Below are 20046 nucleotides of genomic sequence, written 5' to 3'. Positions count from 1 at the left end.
GGGGTCATCGATACCTTGCCGTCATCAACTTTAAAACTTCTCGATCCTGCGACTTATCCACAGCGCGGCAGATCGGACCCTGATGATGAGGCTACCCATGAAAAAAGTACTGTTGCTCAACGGCGGCAAGCAATTCGCCCACTCCGACGGTCGCTACAACGCCACCCTGCACGAAGCCGCACTGAGCGTGCTGGATCGCGGCGGTGTCGACGTGAAAGTGACCCACATCGACGAGGGCTACGACATTGCCGAAGAAGTCGCCAAGTACCTCTGGGCCGATGTGATCATTTACCAGATGCCGGGCTGGTGGATGGGTGCGCCATGGACCGTGAAAAAGTACATCGACGAAGTCTTCACCGAAGGCCACGGCAGCCTCTACGCCAGCGACGGCCGGACCCGTTCCGATGCTTCGCAGAAATACGGCAGCGGCGGTCTGTTGCAGGGCAAACAGTACATGTTGTCGCTGACCTGGAACGCCCCGCAGCAAGCCTTCGACGACCCGACCGACTTCTTCGAAGCCAAGGGCGTGGACGCGGTGTACTTCCCGTTCCACAAGGCCAATACCTTCCTTGGCATGAGCGGTCTGCCGACCTTCCTGTGTGTCGACGTGATGAAGCGGCCGAACATTGAAGGAGACATCGTGCGCTACGAGCAGCATCTCAAGCAGGTCTTCAACTTGCCGGCATAACCTGCGTGATGCCCCGCATCCAGTTACTATCGAACACCTGAGCAGCGGCGCGTTTTAACCTATGGCGAGGGGGCAAGCCCGCTCGCCACAAGGAATGCCTGACTCCTGCCATCAGGTGCATTCGATAGGAAGGACACACGTGAAAGCCAGATCCGATGAGTTGCAGATTTTCGTCTGCGTGATCGAGTGCGGTTCGATTTCTGCGGCGGCTGAACAGGTCGGGCAAACGCCCTCGGCGGTCAGCCGCACGCTGTCGCGTCTGGAGGCCAAGCTCGACACCACGCTGATCAACCGCACCACACGGCGCATGGACCTGACCGAGGAGGGCAAGTACTTCTTCGAACAGGCCAAGCTGATTCTCGACCAGATGGACGAGCTCGAAGAGCGCCTGTCCTCGCGTCATAAAACACCTTCCGGACGGCTGCGGATCAACGCGGCGTCGCCGTTCATGCTGCACGCTATCGTGCCGTACATCGATGAGTTCCGCCGTCTGTACCCGGACATCCAACTGGAGCTCAACAGCAACGACCTGATCATCGACCTGCTGGAACAAAGCACCGACATCGCGATCCGCATCGGGCCGTTGGCGGACTCGACCCTGCACGCGCGCTCGCTGGGATGCAGCCCGCTGCACATCCTCGCCAGCCCCGCGTACCTGGAAAAACACGGCACGCCGACCCGCGTTGCCGAGCTGGCCGACCACTCGCTGCTGGGCTTCACCCAGACCGAAAGCCTCAACCACTGGCCGTTGCGCCATGTACACGGCGATCGCTGGCAGATTCAGCCGAGCCTCAGCGCTTCCAGTGGTGAAACCCTGCGTCATCTGGCGCTGGAGGGGCAGGGCATTGCCTGCCTGTCGCATTTCATGACCATCGACGACATCAAGGCCGGACGGCTGAAGGTGCTGCTGGCGCAGGCCAACAGCGGTTATCGCCAGCCGATCAACGCGGTGTACTACCGCAACTCGCAACTGGCCTTGCGCATTCAGTGCTTCCTGGACTTCATCCAGGGCAAGTTGGCCGGTTACGCGAGCGAAGTGTTCGAAGGCTGATCTTTCAAGAACGTCTGCGGCGGATCAAACTCGCCCTCGACGACTACCGTGGCGGCGATGACCATCTGCCGCTGGGAGACTGACATGCAGTACCACACGCTGATCCGCAACGCCGTGATCATCGACGGCAACAATACGCCGGGTTATCCCGCCGACGTGGCGATTATGAACGGGCGTATCGAGCGCATCGGTGACTTGCAGGATGCCAGCGCCGATGAGGAAATCGACGCGGCCGGGAGAGTGCTCGCGCCGGGTTTCATCGACGTGCACACCCACGACGACACGGTGGTGATCCGCCAGCCGCAGATGCTGCCCAAACTCAGCCAGGGCGTGACCACGGTGATCGTCGGCAACTGCGGGATCAGCGCCTCGCCGGTCAGTTTACGTGGTGATCCGCCGGACCCGATGAACCTGCTTGGCACGTCCGCAGCTTTTGTCTATCCGCGTTTCAGTGATTACCGCGCGGCCGTCGAAGCGGCCAATCCGACGCTGAACGTGGCGGCATTGGTCGGCCATACGGCGTTGCGCAGCAACCACCTGGACGACCTGTTTCGCACTGCCACATCCAGCGAAATCGCGGCGATGCGCGAACAACTGCGCGAGAGTCTGGAGGCCGGTGCGTTGGGGTTATCCACAGGGCTGGCCTATGCCAGCGCCTTCTCGGCCGAGACGGATGAGGTGCAGCAATTGGCCGAAGAGTTGACGGCCTTCGGTGCGGTCTACACCACCCATTTGCGCAGTGAGTTCGAACCGGTGCTGGAGGCCATGGACGAGGCATTCCAGATCGCTCGACACGCGAAAAGTCCGGTGATCATTTCTCATCTCAAATGCGCTGGCGCCGGCAACTGGGGGCGCAGCCCACAGCTATTGGCGTCCCTCGAACACGCAGCGAAAACCCACCCGGTGGGCTGTGACTGTTATCCCTATGCGGCGAGTTCCTCGACCCTGGACCTCAAGCAGGTGACGGACGCGTTTCGCATCACCATCACCTGGTCGACGCCACACCCTGAAACGGGCGGCCGCGACCTGATGGATATTGCCGCCGAGTGGGGCGTGCCGCTGCTGGACGCGGCCCGTCGTCTGCAACCGGCCGGTGCGGTGTATTACGGCATGGACGAAGCCGATGTGCGGCGTATTCTCGCTCACCCGTTATCGATGATCGGCTCCGACGGTTTGCCGGAAGACCCGTTTCCTCATCCGCGTTTGTGGGGCGCGTTTCCACGGGTGCTCGGGCACTTCAGTCGGGATCTCGGGTTGTTCCCGCTGCACACGGCGGTGCACAAAATGACCGGGCTGTCGGCGGCGCGCTTTGGCCTGAAGGAGCGTGGTGAAATTCGCGAAGGGCATTGGGCGGATCTGGTGCTGTTCGACCCGTTGCGCGTGCGCGATGTGGCGGATTTCAACGATCCGCAGCGTTCGGCTGAAGGCATCGACGGCGTGTGGGTCAATGGTGTGCGCAGTTATGTCGAGGGTCAGGCGAACGGGCGGCGTGCAGGGCGGTTTTTGGCGCGTGAGGGAAATCTCGGCTCAGGCTTCAAATAGCGGCGATCTGCGGGGCGCATCACAATGATGGCACTGTGCAATTAAAGAAAGCCTCCCCCAAGCCGAAGCGCTGTCATGCAACCCACCTAGAGTGGGGCCTTTCAGTTTGGGAGTAGCGCAATGAGCTTCGGTAAAACCACCCCGATCCTGCGGATCTTCGATGAAGCCAAGGCGCTGGAGTTCTACGTCAACTTTCTTGGTTTCACCCTCGACTGGCAGCACCGTTTCGAAGAGAGCTTCCCGCTCTATATGCAGGTGTCGCGGGGTGAATGCGTGTTGCACCTGTCCGAGCACCACGGCGACGCTACGCCGGGTTCGGCGCTGCGCATCGAGACCGATGAGCTGGAAGCGTTCCAGCAGCAATTGCTGGCCAAGGAATACCGTTTCGCTCATCCACAGATTCAGGCCATGCCCTGGGGGAGCCAGGACATGACCATCAGCGATCCGTTCGGCAATCGGTTGGTGTTTACCAATGCGATTAGTGTTTGAGCGTTTTCGCTGACAGGTAGATAGCCTTCGCGAGCAAGCCCGCTCCCACACAGGATTTGTGTCGTGTCACTGTTCAGTGGTCAGCACCTATCTAATGTGGGAGCGGGCTTGCTCGCGAATGGATCTTTCATTCACAGCAATATGAATGTCAGACCCTGAAGTGGCTGACCATCATCTGCAACTGATTGCCCAACCGCGCCAGCTCAACACTGGACGCAGCAGTTTCATCGCTGGCGGCGGCGGTTTGCTCGGAGACGTCGCGCACGTTGATGATGCTGCGGCTGATCTCTTCGGCCACGGCGCTTTGCTGCTCGGCAGCGGCGGCGATCTGCTGGTTCATCGACTGGATGTTCGACACCGTGCGGGTGATGTTTTCCAGTGACACACCGGCCTTGCGGGTCAGCTCGACACTGCTGTCGGTCAGGCTGCGGCTGTTGTTCATCACCGCGGCCACTTGCTGAGTGCCGTTCTGCAGACCGGCGACCAGACCTTCGATTTCCTCGGTGGATTTCTGCGTGCGTTGGGCCAGGCCACGCACTTCGTCCGCGACCACGGCGAAACCGCGACCGGCTTCACCGGCACGTGCGGCTTCGATGGCGGCGTTGAGTGCCAGCAGGTTGGTCTGTTCGGCGACGGCCTTGATCACGTCCATGACACTGCCGATCTTGTCGCTTTCCTGTTGCAGCACGGTCATGGCTTCGGTGGAGCGCACCACTTCGCTGGCCAGACGTTCGATCTGAGCGATCGCTTCGTTGACCACTTTATCGCCTTCGCGGGCTTCGCCGTCAGCTGCGGCTGCCGCTTGCGACGCTTGTTCGGCGTTGCGTGCGACTTCCTGCACGGTGGCCGTCATTTCGTGCATGGCAGTGGCCACCTGATCGGTTTCGATCTTCTGGCTGTTGACCCCGGCACTGGTTTCTTCGGTGACGGCCGACAGCTCTTCGGCGGCGCTGGCGATCTGCGTGACGCCATCACGAATACCGCTGATCAAATCGCGCAGGGTGACGCCCATCCGTGCGATGCCTTGCTGCAACACGCCGAGTTCGTCGCGACGGGTCACGTGGACATCCTGGGTCAGGTCGCCACTGGCAATACGCTCGACCACGGCCAGGGTTTCGCGCAGTGGGCGGGTGATTTGCCGGGTAATGGTCACGGCCGCAAGGACGCCGACCAGCAATGCCAGCAAGGTGCTGATCAGTTGCAGGGTGCGTGCCTGGGCGCTTTCGGCGTCACGGCGATCCAGCTGGATCTGATACAGCGCATCACTGCGCGCAACGATGTCGTTGCCCTGGACGGTCATTTCCTGGCGAGCCTGGACGACGTCGCTGTTGGCCGCTTTATAGGCTTGCAACGCGCTGCGGTAATTGAGCAGCGCGCTTTGCAGCTGGCGCAACGCGTCTTGCTGGGTGTCGGCGAAATGCGTGTTGAGTGTTTTCAGGCTGGCGATGGCCGCGTCCAGTTGGGCGATGGCTTTTTGCTCGGTGGCCGGATTGCTGTCGGCGATGTAGCCGCGAACTTCGTAGCGGGCGAGCTGAAACTGTTCCTTGGCCTCGGTAATGGCCTGGAACTGCTCGAAGCGCTGATCGCTCAAGGGCATCTGGCGCACGCGGGTGTCGATGTCATTGATCAGCGTGTTGGCGCTGTCGGCATTCTCGCCCATGGTCTGACGCACGCTGCTCACAGTCCGATAGGCGTTACGCATTTTGTTCAACGATTGCTGGTAGGCGTCGATGACCGCGCCTTGCTCATTGAGCAGCTTGAGGTTTTCCGGGCTCTTGAGGCTCGACAGCAGTAATTGCTGCTGGGCCTTGAAGCCGTCGAGGGCGGTTTGCACGGTTTGCGCCACGGTTTCGTCGCCGTCGGCCAGCATGTATTGCAAACGGGTGACCCGCAGTTTGGTCAGGCCCGCGTTGAGCTGAGTGATACCGCTCATCCAGTTACTGCGGTCGATCAGCCCACCCAGGCTGGTCCAGCCGGTCAGAGCGAGGATGCACGTAAGGGCCAGCACCAGGCCGAAACCCAGGCTCAGCTTCAGGTTGACGCTAATGTTGGCGAACCAGCTATTCATCAAAATTCCTCCAGGAACGTTGCGCTTCTTGATCGTCAGTTGGCTGGAAGATTGTTGTTTTTGGAGGCCAGCAGAATGTGTTCGTAGGGGGTGTATCGGCGGCTGGCGCGATAGCTGAAACGTTTTTCTTCATGAGGATTTACAGCGTGTCGGGCCAGTAACGCGAGCGGGGAGAGTGTGGTGGGCATGGGGCAGGCTCATCGGCTGAGCTTTTTTACATTCATTTCACTGGGTACTGATGCGTCAAACTTTATACTCGACCGAATAATCGGGCATTCGAGCGTCAGAGGCAGTTTGAAAGTGGAGTCAAGACTGGGTCGTGCGGGTATCAAGCGTTCACTGAATGTGGGCGGGCTCTCTCGCGTTAAAAGCATTGCCGTTTTACTGCTGGCTGCACTCGTTGTTATTGCGCTGACAGTCTGGCTGCTCCGCCCCGCCGGCCCTGCGGACCTGGCTCACGGCAATATTGCCGGGGACAAGGTCTTGGCGGCCAGTTGGGCCAAGGGCGATACGATTGTGCTGATCCGCCATGTCGAGCGATGCGACCACTCCAGTGCCCCTTGCCTGGACAGTGCCGATGGCATTACCGATCGCGCGCGCAGCGTGGCTGCCGCGATAGGTTCGCAGTTCGCGCACCTGGGCCTGGCCAATGCCGATATTTACAACAGCCCGTTGACGCGGGCCGTGCAAACGTCGCACTACATGTTCGACAAGCTCGGCAGCCCCCAGGACTGGCTCTTCAACTGCAAAGGCACAATGTTGCGTGACGTGCTGGCGCACAAGGTCGCCGGCCGTAATCTGGTGCTGGTCACCCACAGCGAGTGCATGGCGCAACTGGAAAAAGAACTGAAGTTGCCGACGTCGTCGACCCCGGGGTATGGCGCGTCGCTGTTTTTTACGGTTGATAGCGCGCAAACCAACCCGAAATTGCTTGGGCTGATCGAAGCCCCTGACTGGAAATCCGTCGAGATCAAGTAACCCGCCGGGTTGATCTTCCCGGCTGACGTTCGCCAGACAATAAAAAACGGCACCTGCATCAGGTGCCGTTTTTTTGTGGGTCGTGTTACTGCGCGACGAAATAGTAATCCTGACGTCCCACCAGCATTTTCTTCAGTACCTTCAACGGTGCTGCGGGCTCAGTCTCGCTGGCAATCAGCGCCACATGAGTCGGCGATGCGGCGAGAAACGCCGTCAGCTCGGCTTCGGTCTGCAAGTCCTTGAGCAGGGTATGGGTGTAGAACACGGTCGCACCGGCTGTCCGTTCGTTCGGCTGATACAGCGCCACTTCTTGTCCGTTGGCCTGCATGGTCTGGATTTGCTCGGTCAATGGCAGGAACGACAGTTTGCGGTCGGCACGCGGGACGATCCATTGGGCGGCGGCCAGATAGCTGACGAATAGCACGCTGATAATACCGATCGCGATACCGCGGCGATTGCGGGCGATTTTGCCGAGCAACGTCGATGCTTCGGTGTGCTGGCGCAGGCGCTCGTACAGCACTGCCGCATATTCCGCTGCCAATACCGCGGCGGCCGGTGTCAGTGACATCAGGTACACGGTGCGCTTGCTCGACGCGAGGGTCAGCATGAGGAACTGTGCGAGCAGCCACAGTGTGAAGAACAGCAGGTAGCGATTGTTCGCCAGGCTTTTACGGAAATGCCACAACCCCAGGTACACCAGGATGTTCCACGGCAGAAAGGCTTCCGGCAGTTTGGCCAGGTAGTAATAGAAGGGTTCGTAGTGTCCGGCTTCGACGAACGAACCGTTGAAGCGACCGACGCTGTTGGTCAGCAACACCTCGGCCAGTGCCTGCGAACCGCCGCGCTGATAGAGCATGAAGAGCCAGATCGCCAAGGGGATCAGGCCGAGCAGGGTCACCAGCGCCGGGCTTATCCAGCGCGGCAGGCTGAAGCGTTTGTCGATCAGGCTTTCGGCCAGCAGATAGGCAAAAATCACCACGCCAGGCATCGCCAGGCCGAGTACACCTTTACTCAACGTGGCGATGGCGATACCGACGGCGAACAGCAACCAGCTGCCCATGGCACCACGCTGTTCGGCTTGCTGGCGCTGGGCCTGATAGAACGACAGCAACGCCAGGGTTACACCAAGGCTCAGCAGTGCGTCTTCACCAACACCGCGAACGTTGCCCCAGTAACTGGCCATGGTTGCCAGCATGATCCCGGCGACCCAGGCGATGGTCGTTGGCCGGCCGAATCGACGCAGCATGGCGTACAGCAGCATCACGCTGAACAGCCCGGCGAAGGCCGAGGCCAGGCGCACCGCCAATGGCGTGGCACCAAACGCACGGATTGCGCCGGCATCGAGCCACAGGCTCAGCGGCGGTTTCTCCAGAAAGGGCTGACCGAACAGACGCGGCGTCACCCAGTCGTTATCCAGGTGCATTTCCATGGCGATCCCGGCAACCCGGGGTTCGGTGGAGCCTTGCAATTGGTGATTGCCAAGGGCAAAGAAGAACAGCAGGCAGGTGAGTAACAGCAGGAGTGGGGCAGGGCGTGACATAGGCATCAGGCTACCGAAGAATGAGGGCCGAGAGTAAAACAGGACTCGAAAGTATACGAGACCACTTCTTAACAAATTGTGAATTGGAAACATTATTGGCAAGGGAGGACCGGTTTATAGCGCAGCAGAACCGGGCCGGTCACCCTTTATGTCTTGGCGAGCCCATTGAAAAGCCGACTAGTCTTTACCCATCAATGGGTCTACCAAGATGTAAGGAGGCGTGTGCTTTCGTTGCTGATCGCGTGGTTGCTGGCATTCCTGATTGGCTGGGTTTCGCAGCGGATGGGCATGTGCCTGGTCAATGCCAGCGCTCTGCTGCTCAAGCGTCGGCCCACTTTGTTTGTTGCGCTGGTTTCCTGCGGACTGTTCGGCCTGCTGCTGGCGCCGATTTATCACCATTTCGGCATCAGCCAGCCGTTGTTCACGCCAGAAGTCGGGTATCCGTTGCTGATAGGGGGCGGACTGTTATTTGGCGTCGCCTCGGTGCTCAACGATGGTTGCAGCGTTGGCACCCTGACCAAACTCACCTGCGGCAACCTCAACAAGGCCTTTACGATTGTCGGCTGGGTGCTGGGGATTGTGCTGTGGTATCGGCTCAACATGTTGCCCGAGCACAGAACCCTGCTGATGCCCGAAATCTCCAGCAGCCACTATCTGCTCACCCTGGGTGTGGTGCTGATCGCGCTGCTTTTTCTGGCCTATGTTCACGGCGACAAACACCTGGTGTTCTCCAGCATGCTGCTGGGAGCGCTGACCAGCGCGCTGTACACCTTCGAGCCGCAATGGACGCCCAGCGTATTCTTCTACCACCTGTCACAGCTGTTCTGGATGCCCGAACAAACGACCATCACCGGCCAGCGCATCGCGGTGTTCGTGATGCTGCTGATGGGCATGCTCAGCTTCACCCTGTACCGCAAAACCTTCAGCTTCCAGCCGTTCAACCTGTCGAAGGCGAGCGTGCACTTGCTGTCCGGGGTGCTGATGGGCACCGGTGCATCGATGATGCTCGGTGGCAACGACTCACAGATTTTGCTGGTGTTTCCGACACTGAGTTTAACCTCGACGTTGCCATTGGCCTCGATTGTCGTGGGGATTGTGGGGGCGTTGTGGGTGAAGCGGTGGTGGGGACGTGCGCGTTAGTCCTCTCACAATGACCTTTTGGCTCAACGGTAAGTTACAGAAAGTGAAACCTTCTGTTGAGTCCGAGGCTTCGCATGAACAGAGCACGGGTTAACTCAATTGCTGGAAAGTGGCCCGCGAGGGTGATGCCAGTCAGTTAAGCCAGTACGCAATCCGTAGCAGCTGGCGAAGCCTGCGTTCGGCCGCGAAGCGGTCGTAAAATCTCGCCATGCGGTCTTTCAGATTAATCGTGCAAGCAGGATTTGCGAGTGCTACGCACTCGAACGCAGCCTTCGGCAGCTGCTACGGGTCATGTGTTGCGCCCGGAATCTCTTAACTGACTGACATTACCCACGAGGCCACTTTTTTCCTTACGACGATAAAACCTGCGCCTGCAATCGTCGCCCTACAACGTCCAGCAAATCGCAACCATCGCGCAGCGAAACAACCAACGCACGTGCCAGTTCACTGTGAATCCCCTCGCCGGTGGCGACGTTCTCCAGCAGTTGGGTCGCGGTGCGGATGCGGTAGGCGGCTGTTTCGTGCAGCACGTCCAGCGGTGCTTCGGTGTCGATCAACAGGGATGCGACAGTGCAGTCGATGCCGGTGATGGGCATGTATCGAGCCATGGCAGAACCTCCATTCATGAGCAGAACGTGACCACTCAGTGGTGAGCGGCGGGTTGAGGTTCGTGCGCAGCGTCCGGCGTGTCGAAGTGCTCCAGCGCCCGGTTCACCAGCAACTCGCCCAATACGACCAACTGCTGAATCGCCAGCGCCACGTTGCGACGCGAGTCGTCGAGCTGGAAGGCCAGATCGGTGGTCATGACATTGAGCGAGGCGAGGGTTTCGCTGGTGTGGATCAGCAGGGTTTCGGTGTCGATGTCGGGGCGGAGGGTGAAGAGCTGGCTTGTGGGAGTCGCGGGTTTTTCGGGGGAGTTGGGGGTGATCTTTTTCATGGTGGAGCTCCGGTAGTCTCGAGAGGCCTACACTTTTTCGGCCTGTCACAACCGGTCACTCATCTGCAGCGACGATTCAAATGTATCTCCACGATGAGAGGCTTTCCAGTTCATCAATGACGCCGCAGTTTGCGGGAAATGTCCTAGGATCGTTTGACAGGCGCGGCAATAAAGAATGGACAGCTGTCGATTTGGGACGCAGCCATTCGACTAGGAAGTGAATCACTCAAATCCAGCGGAGATAAGACAATGCGATTCATGATCATTGTGAAAGCCAGCAAGGATTCTGAAGCCGGCGTGATGCCCACCCAGGAATTGTTGACCGCGATGGGCAACTACAACGAAGAACTGGTCAAGGCCGGCATCCTGCTCGGCGGTGAAGGCCTGCACCCCAGCAGCAAAGGCACCCGCGTGCGCTTCTCGGGCGAGAAACGCACGGTGATCGACGGCCCGTTTGCCGAAACCAAGGAACTGATCGCCGGCTACTGGCTGTGGCAGGTGAAGTCGAAGCAGGAAGCCATCGACTGGGTCAAACGCTGCCCCAACCCGATGCCGGGCACAGAGGCTGAGATCGAGATTCGCCAGGTGTTTGAGGCGGAAGATTTCGGCGCCGAGTTCACACCGGAGCTGAGGGAACAGGAAGAGCGTTTGTGGGCACAGGCGAAGGAGCAGGCGAAGAAGTGCTGAAACGGAAGAGGGGGCAGATTTATTTTCAGCTCCCTCTGACTCTTAAACCCTTATTCATCAACTCACAAAAATAATCTTCGAAACCAGCTCCGCACTGTTCTTGGCCTGCAGCTTTTTCATCAGGCGGGCGCGATGGACTTCCACGGTTCGGTGGGATATCGCCAGTTTTTTGGCCACTTCCTTGCAGGTCAGGCCGTTGACGATGTGCATCGAGATTTCGCGCTCGCGGGGCGTGAGGTTCACCGTCGCGTGGTGCGGCCGGTCCATGCGTTCGAAGTGCCAGACCATCAGTTTGAACGGGTCGTCCACGGTCAAGGTATAGCCGTGCGACCTGGCCCAGAACACCTCGCCGCTTTTGTGTTGCATGAAGCGTTCATCGGAGTAGGAGCCGCTCTGGCTGTTACGCAACCAGTTCTGGCTGCGAGTGCCGATGGTTTTGTAGTCCGCCTGGGAGGGATAGATCAGCAGGGTCAGATGACCCAGAAGCTCTTCGCGCTGGTAGCCGAACAACTCCAGGAATGCTTCGTTGCAGTCGAGCATCACGCGGTTGCCGGTGATGAGTTGCGGGGCGGGTGACACCTGGAACGCCAGACGCTCAAGGTCTTTCAGTTGTTGTGCGAAGACGGTCATTGGGCATCCTGCCTCGATTTCAATGCGCTACTGACAACACAATGGGTCAGTGCAGTTACTTATCCGTGTACGTAGTTGCACGAACTAGCGAGCGGTCCGGGCGGTAGGTCATTGTAAGGAATGCCTGATCCAAGCACAGAAGAAAATCACCATGCCCCATGATTCCGTATCCATTGTCGCTGCCGGTCACTCCCGTTTTGGCCGTCTGGACGGTTCCACGCTTGAAGACCTGATCGTTCAGGTCACCCGCGAAGCCCTGGCGGACGCAGCCATCGACGCCTCAGAAATCGACGCTATGTTCCTCGGGCATTTCAACTCGGGGATGGTACCGGATGGTTTTCCTGCCTCATTGATGCTGCAAGCCGACCCAGGCTTGCGCTTCAAGCCCGCGACCCGCTGCGAAAACGCTTGCGCTTCGGGTTCGGCGGCGATTCATGCGGGCATCAATGCGATCCTCTCAGGCTCCGCTGAACTGGTGCTGATCGTGGGCGCCGAGAAGATGACCTCCAACACCACGGTCGACGTCACCAAGGCCCTGGCCGGTGCGGGTTATCAGAACGATGTCGAAGAGGCCGGGCTCAGTTTTCCGCAGCTGTTCGGCCTGGCCGCGCAACAATACCGTGACCGCTACCATTGCCCCATGGCGTCCATGGCCGCTATCGCCACCAAGAACCACTCCAACGCCATGGCTAACCCCCTGGCGCAGATGCACCGGGTCATGGATTTTGAACATTGCAACAACGTGTCCAAGAGTAATCCCTATGTGGCGGACTCGTTGCGCCTGACCGATTGTTCGCTGATCAGCGATGGGGCTGCCGCCATTGTGCTGGCCTCGTCCAGGCGTGCCCGGCTGTTTCGTCGTGACGTGCTGATTCGCTCGGTGACTCAGGTCAACGACTTCCTGCCGATTGCCCAGCGCGACATCCTCGCGTTTGAAGGCCCGAAGCGTGCGATCCATTCGGCCCTGCGCGGGGCCAATGTAACCCTGGGCGACCTGAGCTTTGCCGAGGTCCATGACTGCTTCACCATCGCCGAACTGTTGATCTACGAAGCCATGGGCCTGGCGCCCAAAGGCGAGGGGCATCGGGCTCTGGATGACGGTATCGTGCGGGCGGGCGGGCGCCTCCCGGTGAATTTGTCCGGTGGGCTCAAGGCCAAGGGGCATCCTGTGGGCGCCACGGGGGTGTCGATGCACGCCCTGGCCTTTCGGCAGATGACGGGCGACCCGATCGGCCTGGCCGTGCCGAATCCCGAGTTCGGTCTGTTGTTCAACATGGGCGGCATGGCGGTCGCCAACTATGCCTCGGTGCTTCAAGCGCACAGGGTTTGAGCATGAATATCGCCAACTGGTTGAACGACGCCGGTCGTCGCTGGCCAGAACGTCCGGCGTTGTTTGAGGGGCAGCGGCAAGTCGCCGACTATGGGACGTTTGCCGCCCGTGTCCGTGAGCGTGCCGCGTACCTCCTTGACGAGCACGGCATTGCGCCCGGCGCCCGTGTGGCGCTGTTCATGAGGAACCGTTGCGAATACCTCGAACTGCTCTATGCCGTCTGGTGGGTTGGCGCGGTGGTGGTGCCGATCAACTGCAAGCTGCACCCTGTTGAAGCCGGCTGGATCGTCGACGATGCGCAAGCCCGTCTGATTTTCACCGATGGCGGCCAGGTGTTCTTGCCCGTGGCGTTGCCGCAAGGGTGTCGAGAGCTGGATGGAGGGGACCGCACGCTGCGCTCTTCGCTCGATTCGACGACGCTGGCCAATCCCTGCCCTCGTCATTGCGATGACCTGGCCTGGCTGTTTTACACCTCCGGCACCACCGGACGACCCAAGGGGGTGATGCTGTCCCACGGCAACCTGACGGCCATGTCACTGTGTTATCCGCTGGACGTTGACCCGGTCAGCCCGGATGACGCGGTGGTGTACGCGGCCCCGATGTCCCATGGCGCCGGACTGTACAACTTCATCCATGTGCGTCGCGGTGCTCGCCATGTTGTCCCCGAATCCGGTGGTTTCAAGGCCGACGAGTTGTTCGAGCTGGCGCGTGGGCTAGGCAATGTCACGTTGTTCGCCGCGCCGACCATGGTCAAGCGCATGGTTGAACAGGCCCGTCGCCAAGGCTACGGCGGTGAGGGGATCAAAACCATCGTCTACGGTGGCGCGCCCATGTACCTGGCGGATCTGCAAGATGCGGTCGAGACCTTTGGCGCACGGCTGGTGCAGATCTATGGTCAGGGGGAGAGCCCGATGACGATCAGCGCCTTGTCGCGTGAGCTGATCGCGGATCGAAACCGTCCCGGATGGGCCTCGCTGGCAGCATCCGTGGGGCGGGCACATTCGTGTGTGGAGATCAGGATTCTCGACCCCGAACACCGGCCGTTGCCTCCCGGTCAGCCGGGGGAAATTGCCGTGCGCGGTGCCACCGTCATGCAGGGCTACTGGCGCAACGAGGCCGCGACTCGCCAGACCTTGGTGGATGGCTGGCTGTTGACCGGCGACATCGGCGTCCTGGATCACGCGGGTTATCTGACGCTCACCGATCGCTCCAAGGATGTGATCATTTCCGGCGGCAGCAATGTGTACCCTCGGGAAGTCGAGGAAGTGCTGGCGCAACACCCAGACGTATTTGAAGTCTGCGTGGTCGGCGAGCCTGATGTGCAGTGGGGGGAATCGGTGGTAGCGTTCGTCGTTCCCCGCGATGCCGTGGCGCTCGACGCGTCATTGCTCAATGCCTGGTTCATCGAACGCATGGCGTCGTTCAAAAAGCCGAAGAAGTACGTGTTTCGCACCGAGCTGCCCAAGAACAGTTACGGCAAGATCCTCAAGACCGATCTGCGTCTGTGGTTGGAGGAGGAAGCGAACGTCACTGCAGTTCCTTGAGTTGTGTTTTCCATGGATAGATATCAGACAGGAGTCCCTCACGTGGGCATTCAACAGCAAAACCCGGCTCGGCAACGGCGCCGGGCGTTTATCGGTGCAACGTCCGGCCACCTGATCGAGTGGTACGACTACGGCGTTTATGGCTTTCTCGCCGTCTATATCGGCAAGGCGTTTTTCGTCTCCGACGACCCGACCACCAGCCTGCTCGCCAGTTTTGCCGCGTTTGCCTTGAGCTTTTTCATCCGGCCGCTGGGCGGGCTGTTCTTCGGTCCGCTGGCGGACAAGATCGGTCGACGCAAGACCCTGATCACGGTGCTGGTGATGATGGCCGGCTCCACCGTTTTGCTGGGGCTGTTGCCGACCTATGCCACGCTGGGTATCGCCGCGCCGATCCTTCTGGTGTTGATCCGCTGCGTGCAGGGCTTCTCGGCCGGCGGCGAGATCGGCACCATCACCAGCTTCATCTCCGAGTACGCGGGGCCCGGGCGACGCGGGTTTGCTACCTGCTGGTTGATGGTGACGGCGGTGCTCGGGCTGTTGCTGGGCGGTGCGGTGGCTAATGGCATGACCTGGGTAATGGGCGCGGACCTGATGCAAGCCTGGGGCTGGCGCATTCCGTTCCTGATCGCGGCGCCTCTGGGGCTGATCTCGATGTACATCCGCCTGAAGCTGGAAGACAGTCCCGAATTCCTGGCGTTGCAGCGCGCGGGGGAGACCTCGAAAGCCCCTCTGCGAGAAGTCTGGCAGTGGAAACGGGCGATTGCCCTGGTGTTCTTCATCATCACCCTGCACAGCTCGATCTTTTATCTGGTGCTGACCTTCGCCTCGACCTACATGTCGAGCATTCTCAAGTTCGACAGCGGCACGACCTTGCTCTACGTCTTCATTGCCAGCCTCTCGGCCGCAGTCGTCATGCCGTTCGGCGGTGCGTTCACGGATAAATATGGGCGCAAGCCGTTTTTGTTGGTGATCGGCACTCTGGCGACCCTGGCGATGTTCTGGCTGTTCAAATCGGCACCCACGGCGACGCCTGCTTCGTTTATCTACCCGTTGATGGCAGTAGCGATCCTGTTCGGGCTGTATGCCTCGTCGACGTACGCGTTGATGAGCGAGTTGTTGCCCACCCGAATCCGCTCCACCGGTATCGCGGTGGCGTACAACATCCCGGTCGCGGTATTCGGCGGCAGCGCACCGCTGATTTCTACCTGGCTGATAAAGGTGACCGGAGACATTACCTCGCCCTGGTACTTTTACATCGGCACGGGTGTGGTATCGCTGATCGCGCTGGTGCTGTTGCGCAAGGAGGATTTTGTCGCCTGCGCGAATCCTGCCGAGGTGAAGGGCGTAGGGCGAGCGGATTTGGGGTTGGTGCCCGCTCCTTGAACACGTGATATACCAAACCCCAGATGCAACAAAGCCCGCACAAGACGGGCTTTGTTGATACTTGAAGATGTACAGGGCTTGGGCAAAAGGGGCGAACCAGAATTCATTGATCCTCAGGAGATTGCCGGGCCCGTAATACCACTATCCCTGGCGTCTTCGCTATGTAGGCCTTAAAGGGGGAGTCTACGACTTCTCTGTTCCTTTTCTTCGAAGAGGCATTACGGAGCACGGGCCCGGCGTCTTTGTTGATGAAGAACCCTGTATGGGTGACGTCCAGACCCGCGACCTGGGTGTAGATGCCGACGTAGTCACCCGTCTGCAAGCGGCTGATCACTTGGTCGTTAACAAAAGCGCTAGGGATATAGGTAATACTGCGTTCGATCATGGGCACGCCAGGCAAGTAGGCGCTGCCATCTGCTTTGCGGTTGAGGCTTTTAACCACGGTTACCGCATGAGGGCTGATTTGAGCGGTGACGTCGTCGGCCAGTTTTTGCTCGGCCTGCGACCAGTCTGTGAAGAAGTGCCGGCGATGCAGGAAATCGAGATTGCCGTTCACATAACGCGTCTGAATGAGGCTCTTGACGAAGTCCGCTTCATTGGTGGACTTTCTCAGCGCTTCGACGTAATCCAGATAGGTGAAACAGTCCAGGCCCCTGAAGTCGACTACCAGCTTCTCCGGCGTGGTAGCAGAGCCCTGCAACCTGTTCGCGACATAGGGCAGCCCCAAAAACTCGCGTGAGATCAGATTGTTCATCTGCCCTATGTCGTCGGGATGGGTCGCTGAGCGTTCTTTGAGCAGGGCATCCAGTTTGTTCGCGGTATAACCATCCATGTTCAGTGGGGTATGCCCACTCTTGGACGCTACGTTTTCCACTGCTTTAGTATTCTCGACGGGCAGCCCAGTCCCGCACGCTGTCAGCATGGATGCCAAAAAAAATACAGCAGGCCTGCGCATTCGATTCCTCATCGTTTTCGACTATTACGTCGCAAATGGTAATGTTTATTAATAGTCTTGTGGGGATTTTGACATTCGCCGGACGAAGCTTGAAGCACTTGACGACAGACTGTCTGCCGTTGAAGAAGCGCAATACCTTGGGCGTCTGGCTGCCCAGCGGTAAACGGTATCCGACCGGGCGTCATGCATCAGCGTGGCGAAGGCGCTGTGAGGTAAGTCTGGCGGTACTCGCCAGGCGGCATGCCGGTGCGGCTCTTGAACGTGCGGTGAAACGAGCGTGGCTCGGTGAAGCCCAGGTACTGGGCGATGTCCTGGATCGGCAGTTCGCTGTGCAACAGATAATGCTCGGCGAGCTCTTGGCGCAGATCGTCGAGGATCTGTTGATAGGAGGTGCCGGCCTGCTGCAATTGCCGCTGCAGCGTACGCACTGACATGGCGAACTGTTCGGCCACCTGCTCCTTGCGCGGCAGCCCTTCCTTGAGCAATTGGCGCAGGGCGTTTTTCACGCGCAGCGGCAGTGGCGCATCGTCCAGCGAAGCCATCAGGCCCAGCGCGTGTTCTTCCAGGGTACGCAAGAGTTGGGCATCGGCCTGGCGCAAGGGCAGTTGCAGGTAGTCCAGTGGCGCCACCAGGGCCGAACACGCCTGATCGAAGAGCACCGGGCAGCCAAAAAAGTCCTCGTACTGCGAGCACTCGATTGCGCTCGGCAGCGAGTGTTCGAACCAGACGGCGGCGGGCGAGACCTGCATGTCGGCGATCCAGCGGGCGTACACCAGCCAGGATGCCAGAACGTTTTCCACCATGTGCCGACGAGTTTCAGGGCGCTGATGGCGACAGTTCCAGATCAGCCGTACCTGGCCTTGCGCCATTTCGGCGCGGCTGACCCCCATGTCACCCACCAGCTTTTCGAACGGCATGATGCGGTTCATCGCCTCGCCGAGGGTCGCGCAATTCATGGTGATGTAACCCAGCACGCTCCAGGAGTTGGGCAACACGTAACGTGCCGAATTCAGCCCGAACAGAGGATCGCCGGAGTGCTCGCACAGATAGTCCAGCAACTGTTCGTGGGCCTTGCCCGGCAGGCGCAGGGAGTTGTCGCTCAGTTGCTGTGCCTCAAGCCCGGCGGCCGCCAGGGCTGGGGCGGTGGGAATGCCGAGTTGTTCGGCATGACGCAGGTACTTCAGCAGAGGGGGGACCGAGGTGTAGCCGAGTGTCTGCATGATCCTGTTCCTGGGGACAAATCCTTCATGGATGCGCGTGTGGCTGCTGCTGGCACTTGAACCGCCTTCTGGCATGGCGGTTATCCACAGGCGTCGGCGCCCTGAAAGGTAATTTGAAAGCAGGGCTAAAGTAAATGCTTCGCTGCGGGGGCATCGGTTGACCCAATTGGCTACTCGATCTGTCCTGATGCGACCGTGACAGGCTACCGGGGCTGGCTAATATAGGCGCAGATCGAAGACCAACAAGAACCGCAAAGGAACACAGGCATGCGACGCTGGAACGGCTGGGGCGATGAAACGACGGTAGTTGAATTGCCGGCTCATGGGGCGGACTTTCTTTTGGCCCGGGTCGGCGCAGGGTGGACGCTGCCCGACGCTTCTCTGGATAGCGCGCTGGCCCTGGTACCGCCTTCGCGCCTGGCGGCGCATGGGCTGTATAGCATCGAAGCCCATGACCGCTTGTTGCACGCTCGCGGGCAGAGCCTGCCGGACTGGCTGGCTCTGCGCGAAGGCAAGCCGGGCGTCTACCCGGATGCGGTGGCCTATCCGCAAAGCCAGGAACAGATTCGCCAGTTGCTGGCGCTGGCCCAGACGCGGGACCTGTGCCTGATCCCCTACGGCGGTGGCACCTCGGTGGCCGGGCATATCAACCCGACGATTTCGTCGCGACCGGTATTGACCGTGTCCCTGGCGCGGATGAACCGCATGCTCGAGCTGGACGAGCAGAGTCTGATCGCCACCTTTGGTCCTGGTGCCAGTGGGCCGCAGGTGGAAAGCCAGTTGCGTGCCCGTGGCTACACCCTGGGGCATTTCCCGCAGTCCTGGGAGCTCTCGACGCTGGGCGGCTGGGTGGCGAGTCGTTCCAGCGGTCAGCAGTCACTGCGCTACGGCCGCATCGAGCAGTTGTTCGCTGGCGGCACCCTGGAAACCTTTGCCGGACCGCTGCAGATCCCGACCTTCCCGGCCTCGGCCGCCGGCCCCGATCTGCGTGAACTGGTGCTGGGTTGCGAAGGGCGCTTCGGGATCATTTCCTCGGTCAAGGTGCGGGTCAGCGCGCTGGCCGACGACGAACGTTTTTATGGCGTGTTTCTGCCGGATTGGCCCCGAGCGCTGCAGGCCATTCGGCAACTGGTCCAGGCGCGGGTACCGCTGTCCATGCTGCGTCTGTCGAATGCAGTGGAGACACAAACCCAACTGGCCCTGGCCGGCTACCCTAAACAGATCGCCTGGCTGGAAAAGTACCTGGCGTTGCGCGGTGCCGGCGAGGGCAAATGCCTGCTGACCTTCGGCGTGACCGGCAATCGTCGGCAGAACGCCTTGTCGCTGGCTCAAGCCAGGCAACAGCTCAAGCGTTTTGGCGGGGTATTCACCGGGACCCTGCTGGGCAAGAAGTGGGCGCAGAACCGCTTCCGGTTTCCCTACCTGCGGGAAAATCTCTGGCGCGCCGGTTACGTGGTGGACACCCTGGAAACCGCCACCGACTGGAGCAATGTCGACAACCTGCTGAACAAGATCGAAGACAGTCTGCGCGACTGTCTGGCAGCCCAGGGCGAACGGGTCCATGTGTTCACCCATCTGTCCCATGTCTACGGTGAAGGCTCGAGCATCTACACCAGCTATGTGTTTCGTCCGGCGGCGGATTACCCCGCCACCCTGGAGCGCTGGAAGGCCCTGAAGCACGCCGCCAGCCAGACGATCGTCGAGAACCACGGCACCATTAGCCACCAGCACGGCGTGGGTAAGGACCATGCGCCGTACCTGCCCATGGAGAAGGGGGCCTTGGCGATGGACGCGCTCAAGACCCTGAGTCGCCACTTCGACCCGGCCGGGCGTCTCAACCCCGGCACTTTGCTGCAAGAGTGAG

Annotated in this window: 19 protein-coding genes and 2 pseudogenes; 12 read left to right on the top strand and 9 right to left on the bottom strand. The window is 60.0% G+C overall.

Annotation, left to right across the window (positions count from 1 at the left end; genetic code table 11):
* Nucleotides 1-97 precede the first annotated feature (97 nt).
* The 5 genes and pseudogenes from NTD87_RS04035 to NTD87_RS04015 all read left to right on the top strand — a co-directional run bounded on the left by NTD87_RS04035 (nt 98) and on the right by NTD87_RS04015 (nt 3770).
* Complete coding sequence (locus tag NTD87_RS04035) at nt 98-688, top strand: NAD(P)H-dependent oxidoreductase (RefSeq protein ID WP_262112051.1); 591 nt, start codon at nt 98-100, stop codon at nt 686-688.
* Between the two features lie 139 nt (nt 689-827).
* The gene (locus tag NTD87_RS04030) at nt 828-1739 is read left to right on the top strand and encodes a LysR family transcriptional regulator (protein WP_262112050.1); all 912 of its coding nucleotides are present in this window, start codon (nt 828-830) and stop codon (nt 1737-1739) included.
* A gap of 5 nt (nt 1740-1744) precedes the next feature.
* Nucleotides 1745-1822 (top strand): annotated as a pseudogene (locus NTD87_RS04025) (MurR/RpiR family transcriptional regulator); the annotation flags it as partial.
* Between the two features lies 1 nt (nt 1823).
* Nucleotides 1824-3281, top strand: a complete 1458-nt coding sequence (locus tag NTD87_RS04020) for a D-aminoacylase (protein WP_262112049.1) — start codon at nt 1824-1826, stop codon at nt 3279-3281.
* Nucleotides 3282-3401: 120 nt separating this feature from the next.
* Nucleotides 3402-3770 carry a VOC family protein gene (locus NTD87_RS04015; protein ID WP_262112047.1) on the top strand — a complete coding sequence of 123 codons (369 nt, stop codon included), beginning with the start codon at nt 3402-3404 and terminating at the stop codon, nt 3768-3770.
* A gap of 148 nt (nt 3771-3918) precedes the next feature.
* On the opposite strand, the gene NTD87_RS27970 is transcribed toward NTD87_RS04015, so the two are convergent.
* The 3 genes and pseudogenes from NTD87_RS27970 to NTD87_RS04005 form a co-directional block, all read right to left on the bottom strand.
* Complete coding sequence (locus NTD87_RS27970; protein ID WP_410017458.1) at nt 3919-4632, bottom strand: methyl-accepting chemotaxis protein; 714 nt, start codon at nt 4630-4632, stop codon at nt 3919-3921.
* 144 nt (nt 4633-4776) lie between these two features.
* A pseudogene (locus tag NTD87_RS27965) lies at nt 4777-5703 on the bottom strand (methyl-accepting chemotaxis protein); the annotation flags it as partial.
* Between the two features lie 170 nt (nt 5704-5873).
* On the bottom strand, nt 5874-6026 hold the full coding sequence (locus NTD87_RS04005; protein ID WP_262112045.1) for a hypothetical protein: 153 nt from the start codon (nt 6024-6026) through the stop codon (nt 5874-5876).
* 112 nt (nt 6027-6138) lie between these two features.
* Between NTD87_RS04005 and NTD87_RS04000 the strand changes: the two genes are divergently transcribed.
* Nucleotides 6139-6816: a histidine phosphatase family protein gene (locus NTD87_RS04000; RefSeq protein WP_262112043.1), complete on the top strand. Its 678-nt coding sequence runs from the start codon at nt 6139-6141 to the stop codon at nt 6814-6816.
* Nucleotides 6817-6901: 85 nt separating this feature from the next.
* Here NTD87_RS04000 and NTD87_RS03995 read toward each other — a convergent pair whose 3' ends face one another.
* The gene (locus NTD87_RS03995) at nt 6902-8356 is read right to left on the bottom strand and encodes an ArnT family glycosyltransferase (RefSeq protein WP_262112071.1); all 1455 of its coding nucleotides are present in this window, start codon (nt 8354-8356) and stop codon (nt 6902-6904) included.
* 222 nt (nt 8357-8578) lie between these two features.
* Between NTD87_RS03995 and NTD87_RS03990 the strand changes: the two genes are divergently transcribed.
* Nucleotides 8579-9496 (top strand): YeeE/YedE thiosulfate transporter family protein, encoded by a 918-nt coding sequence (locus NTD87_RS03990; protein WP_262112042.1) that lies wholly within the window; start codon nt 8579-8581, stop codon nt 9494-9496.
* Between the two features lie 350 nt (nt 9497-9846).
* Here NTD87_RS03990 and NTD87_RS03985 read toward each other — a convergent pair whose 3' ends face one another.
* Together NTD87_RS03985 and NTD87_RS03980 are read right to left on the bottom strand one after the other, a co-directional pair.
* Nucleotides 9847-10104, bottom strand: a complete 258-nt coding sequence (locus NTD87_RS03985; RefSeq protein WP_262112040.1) for a hypothetical protein — start codon at nt 10102-10104, stop codon at nt 9847-9849.
* 35 nt (nt 10105-10139) lie between these two features.
* Entirely contained in the window at nt 10140-10433 is a 294-nt protein-coding gene (locus NTD87_RS03980) for a DUF6124 family protein (RefSeq protein WP_262112038.1), read from the bottom strand.
* 249 nt (nt 10434-10682) lie between these two features.
* Between NTD87_RS03980 and NTD87_RS03975 the strand changes: the two genes are divergently transcribed.
* On the top strand, nt 10683-11120 hold the full coding sequence (locus tag NTD87_RS03975; protein WP_262112037.1) for a YciI family protein: 438 nt from the start codon (nt 10683-10685) through the stop codon (nt 11118-11120).
* 57 nt (nt 11121-11177) lie between these two features.
* Here NTD87_RS03975 and NTD87_RS03970 read toward each other — a convergent pair whose 3' ends face one another.
* The gene (locus NTD87_RS03970) at nt 11178-11750 is read right to left on the bottom strand and encodes a LuxR C-terminal-related transcriptional regulator (protein ID WP_262112035.1); all 573 of its coding nucleotides are present in this window, start codon (nt 11748-11750) and stop codon (nt 11178-11180) included.
* Nucleotides 11751-11901: 151 nt separating this feature from the next.
* Between NTD87_RS03970 and NTD87_RS03965 the strand changes: the two genes are divergently transcribed.
* The 3 genes from NTD87_RS03965 to NTD87_RS03955 are packed head-to-tail and all read left to right on the top strand — an operon-like array spanning nt 11902 to nt 16007.
* Entirely contained in the window at nt 11902-13080 is a 1179-nt protein-coding gene (locus NTD87_RS03965; RefSeq protein WP_262112034.1) for an acetyl-CoA acetyltransferase, read from the top strand.
* A 2-nt stretch (nt 13081-13082) separates the two neighbouring features.
* A complete protein-coding gene (locus NTD87_RS03960) occupies nt 13083-14624 on the top strand; it encodes a class I adenylate-forming enzyme family protein (protein ID WP_262112033.1) in 1542 nt (513 codons plus the stop codon).
* A gap of 42 nt (nt 14625-14666) precedes the next feature.
* The gene (locus NTD87_RS03955; protein ID WP_262112032.1) at nt 14667-16007 is read left to right on the top strand and encodes an MFS transporter; all 1341 of its coding nucleotides are present in this window, start codon (nt 14667-14669) and stop codon (nt 16005-16007) included.
* 103 nt (nt 16008-16110) lie between these two features.
* Here NTD87_RS03955 and NTD87_RS03950 read toward each other — a convergent pair whose 3' ends face one another.
* Nucleotides 16111-16962, bottom strand: a complete 852-nt coding sequence (locus tag NTD87_RS03950) for a DUF1460 domain-containing protein (RefSeq protein ID WP_262112031.1) — start codon at nt 16960-16962, stop codon at nt 16111-16113.
* Nucleotides 16963-17150: 188 nt separating this feature from the next.
* Nucleotides 17151-18182 (bottom strand): AraC family transcriptional regulator, encoded by a 1032-nt coding sequence (locus NTD87_RS03945; protein ID WP_262112030.1) that lies wholly within the window; start codon nt 18180-18182, stop codon nt 17151-17153.
* 267 nt (nt 18183-18449) lie between these two features.
* Between NTD87_RS03945 and NTD87_RS03940 the strand changes: the two genes are divergently transcribed.
* Entirely contained in the window at nt 18450-20045 is a 1596-nt protein-coding gene (locus NTD87_RS03940) for an FAD-binding oxidoreductase (protein WP_262112029.1), read from the top strand.
* The last annotated feature ends 1 nt before the right edge of the window (nt 20046 follow it).

This window comes from Pseudomonas sp. 6D_7.1_Bac1 (assembly GCF_025465945.1).
In the GTDB taxonomy this organism is placed as follows: Bacteria; Pseudomonadota; Gammaproteobacteria; order Pseudomonadales; family Pseudomonadaceae; genus Aquipseudomonas.
Note: the sequence above shows the minus strand (reverse complement) of the source record. Positions and strands in the feature narration are given on the sequence as shown.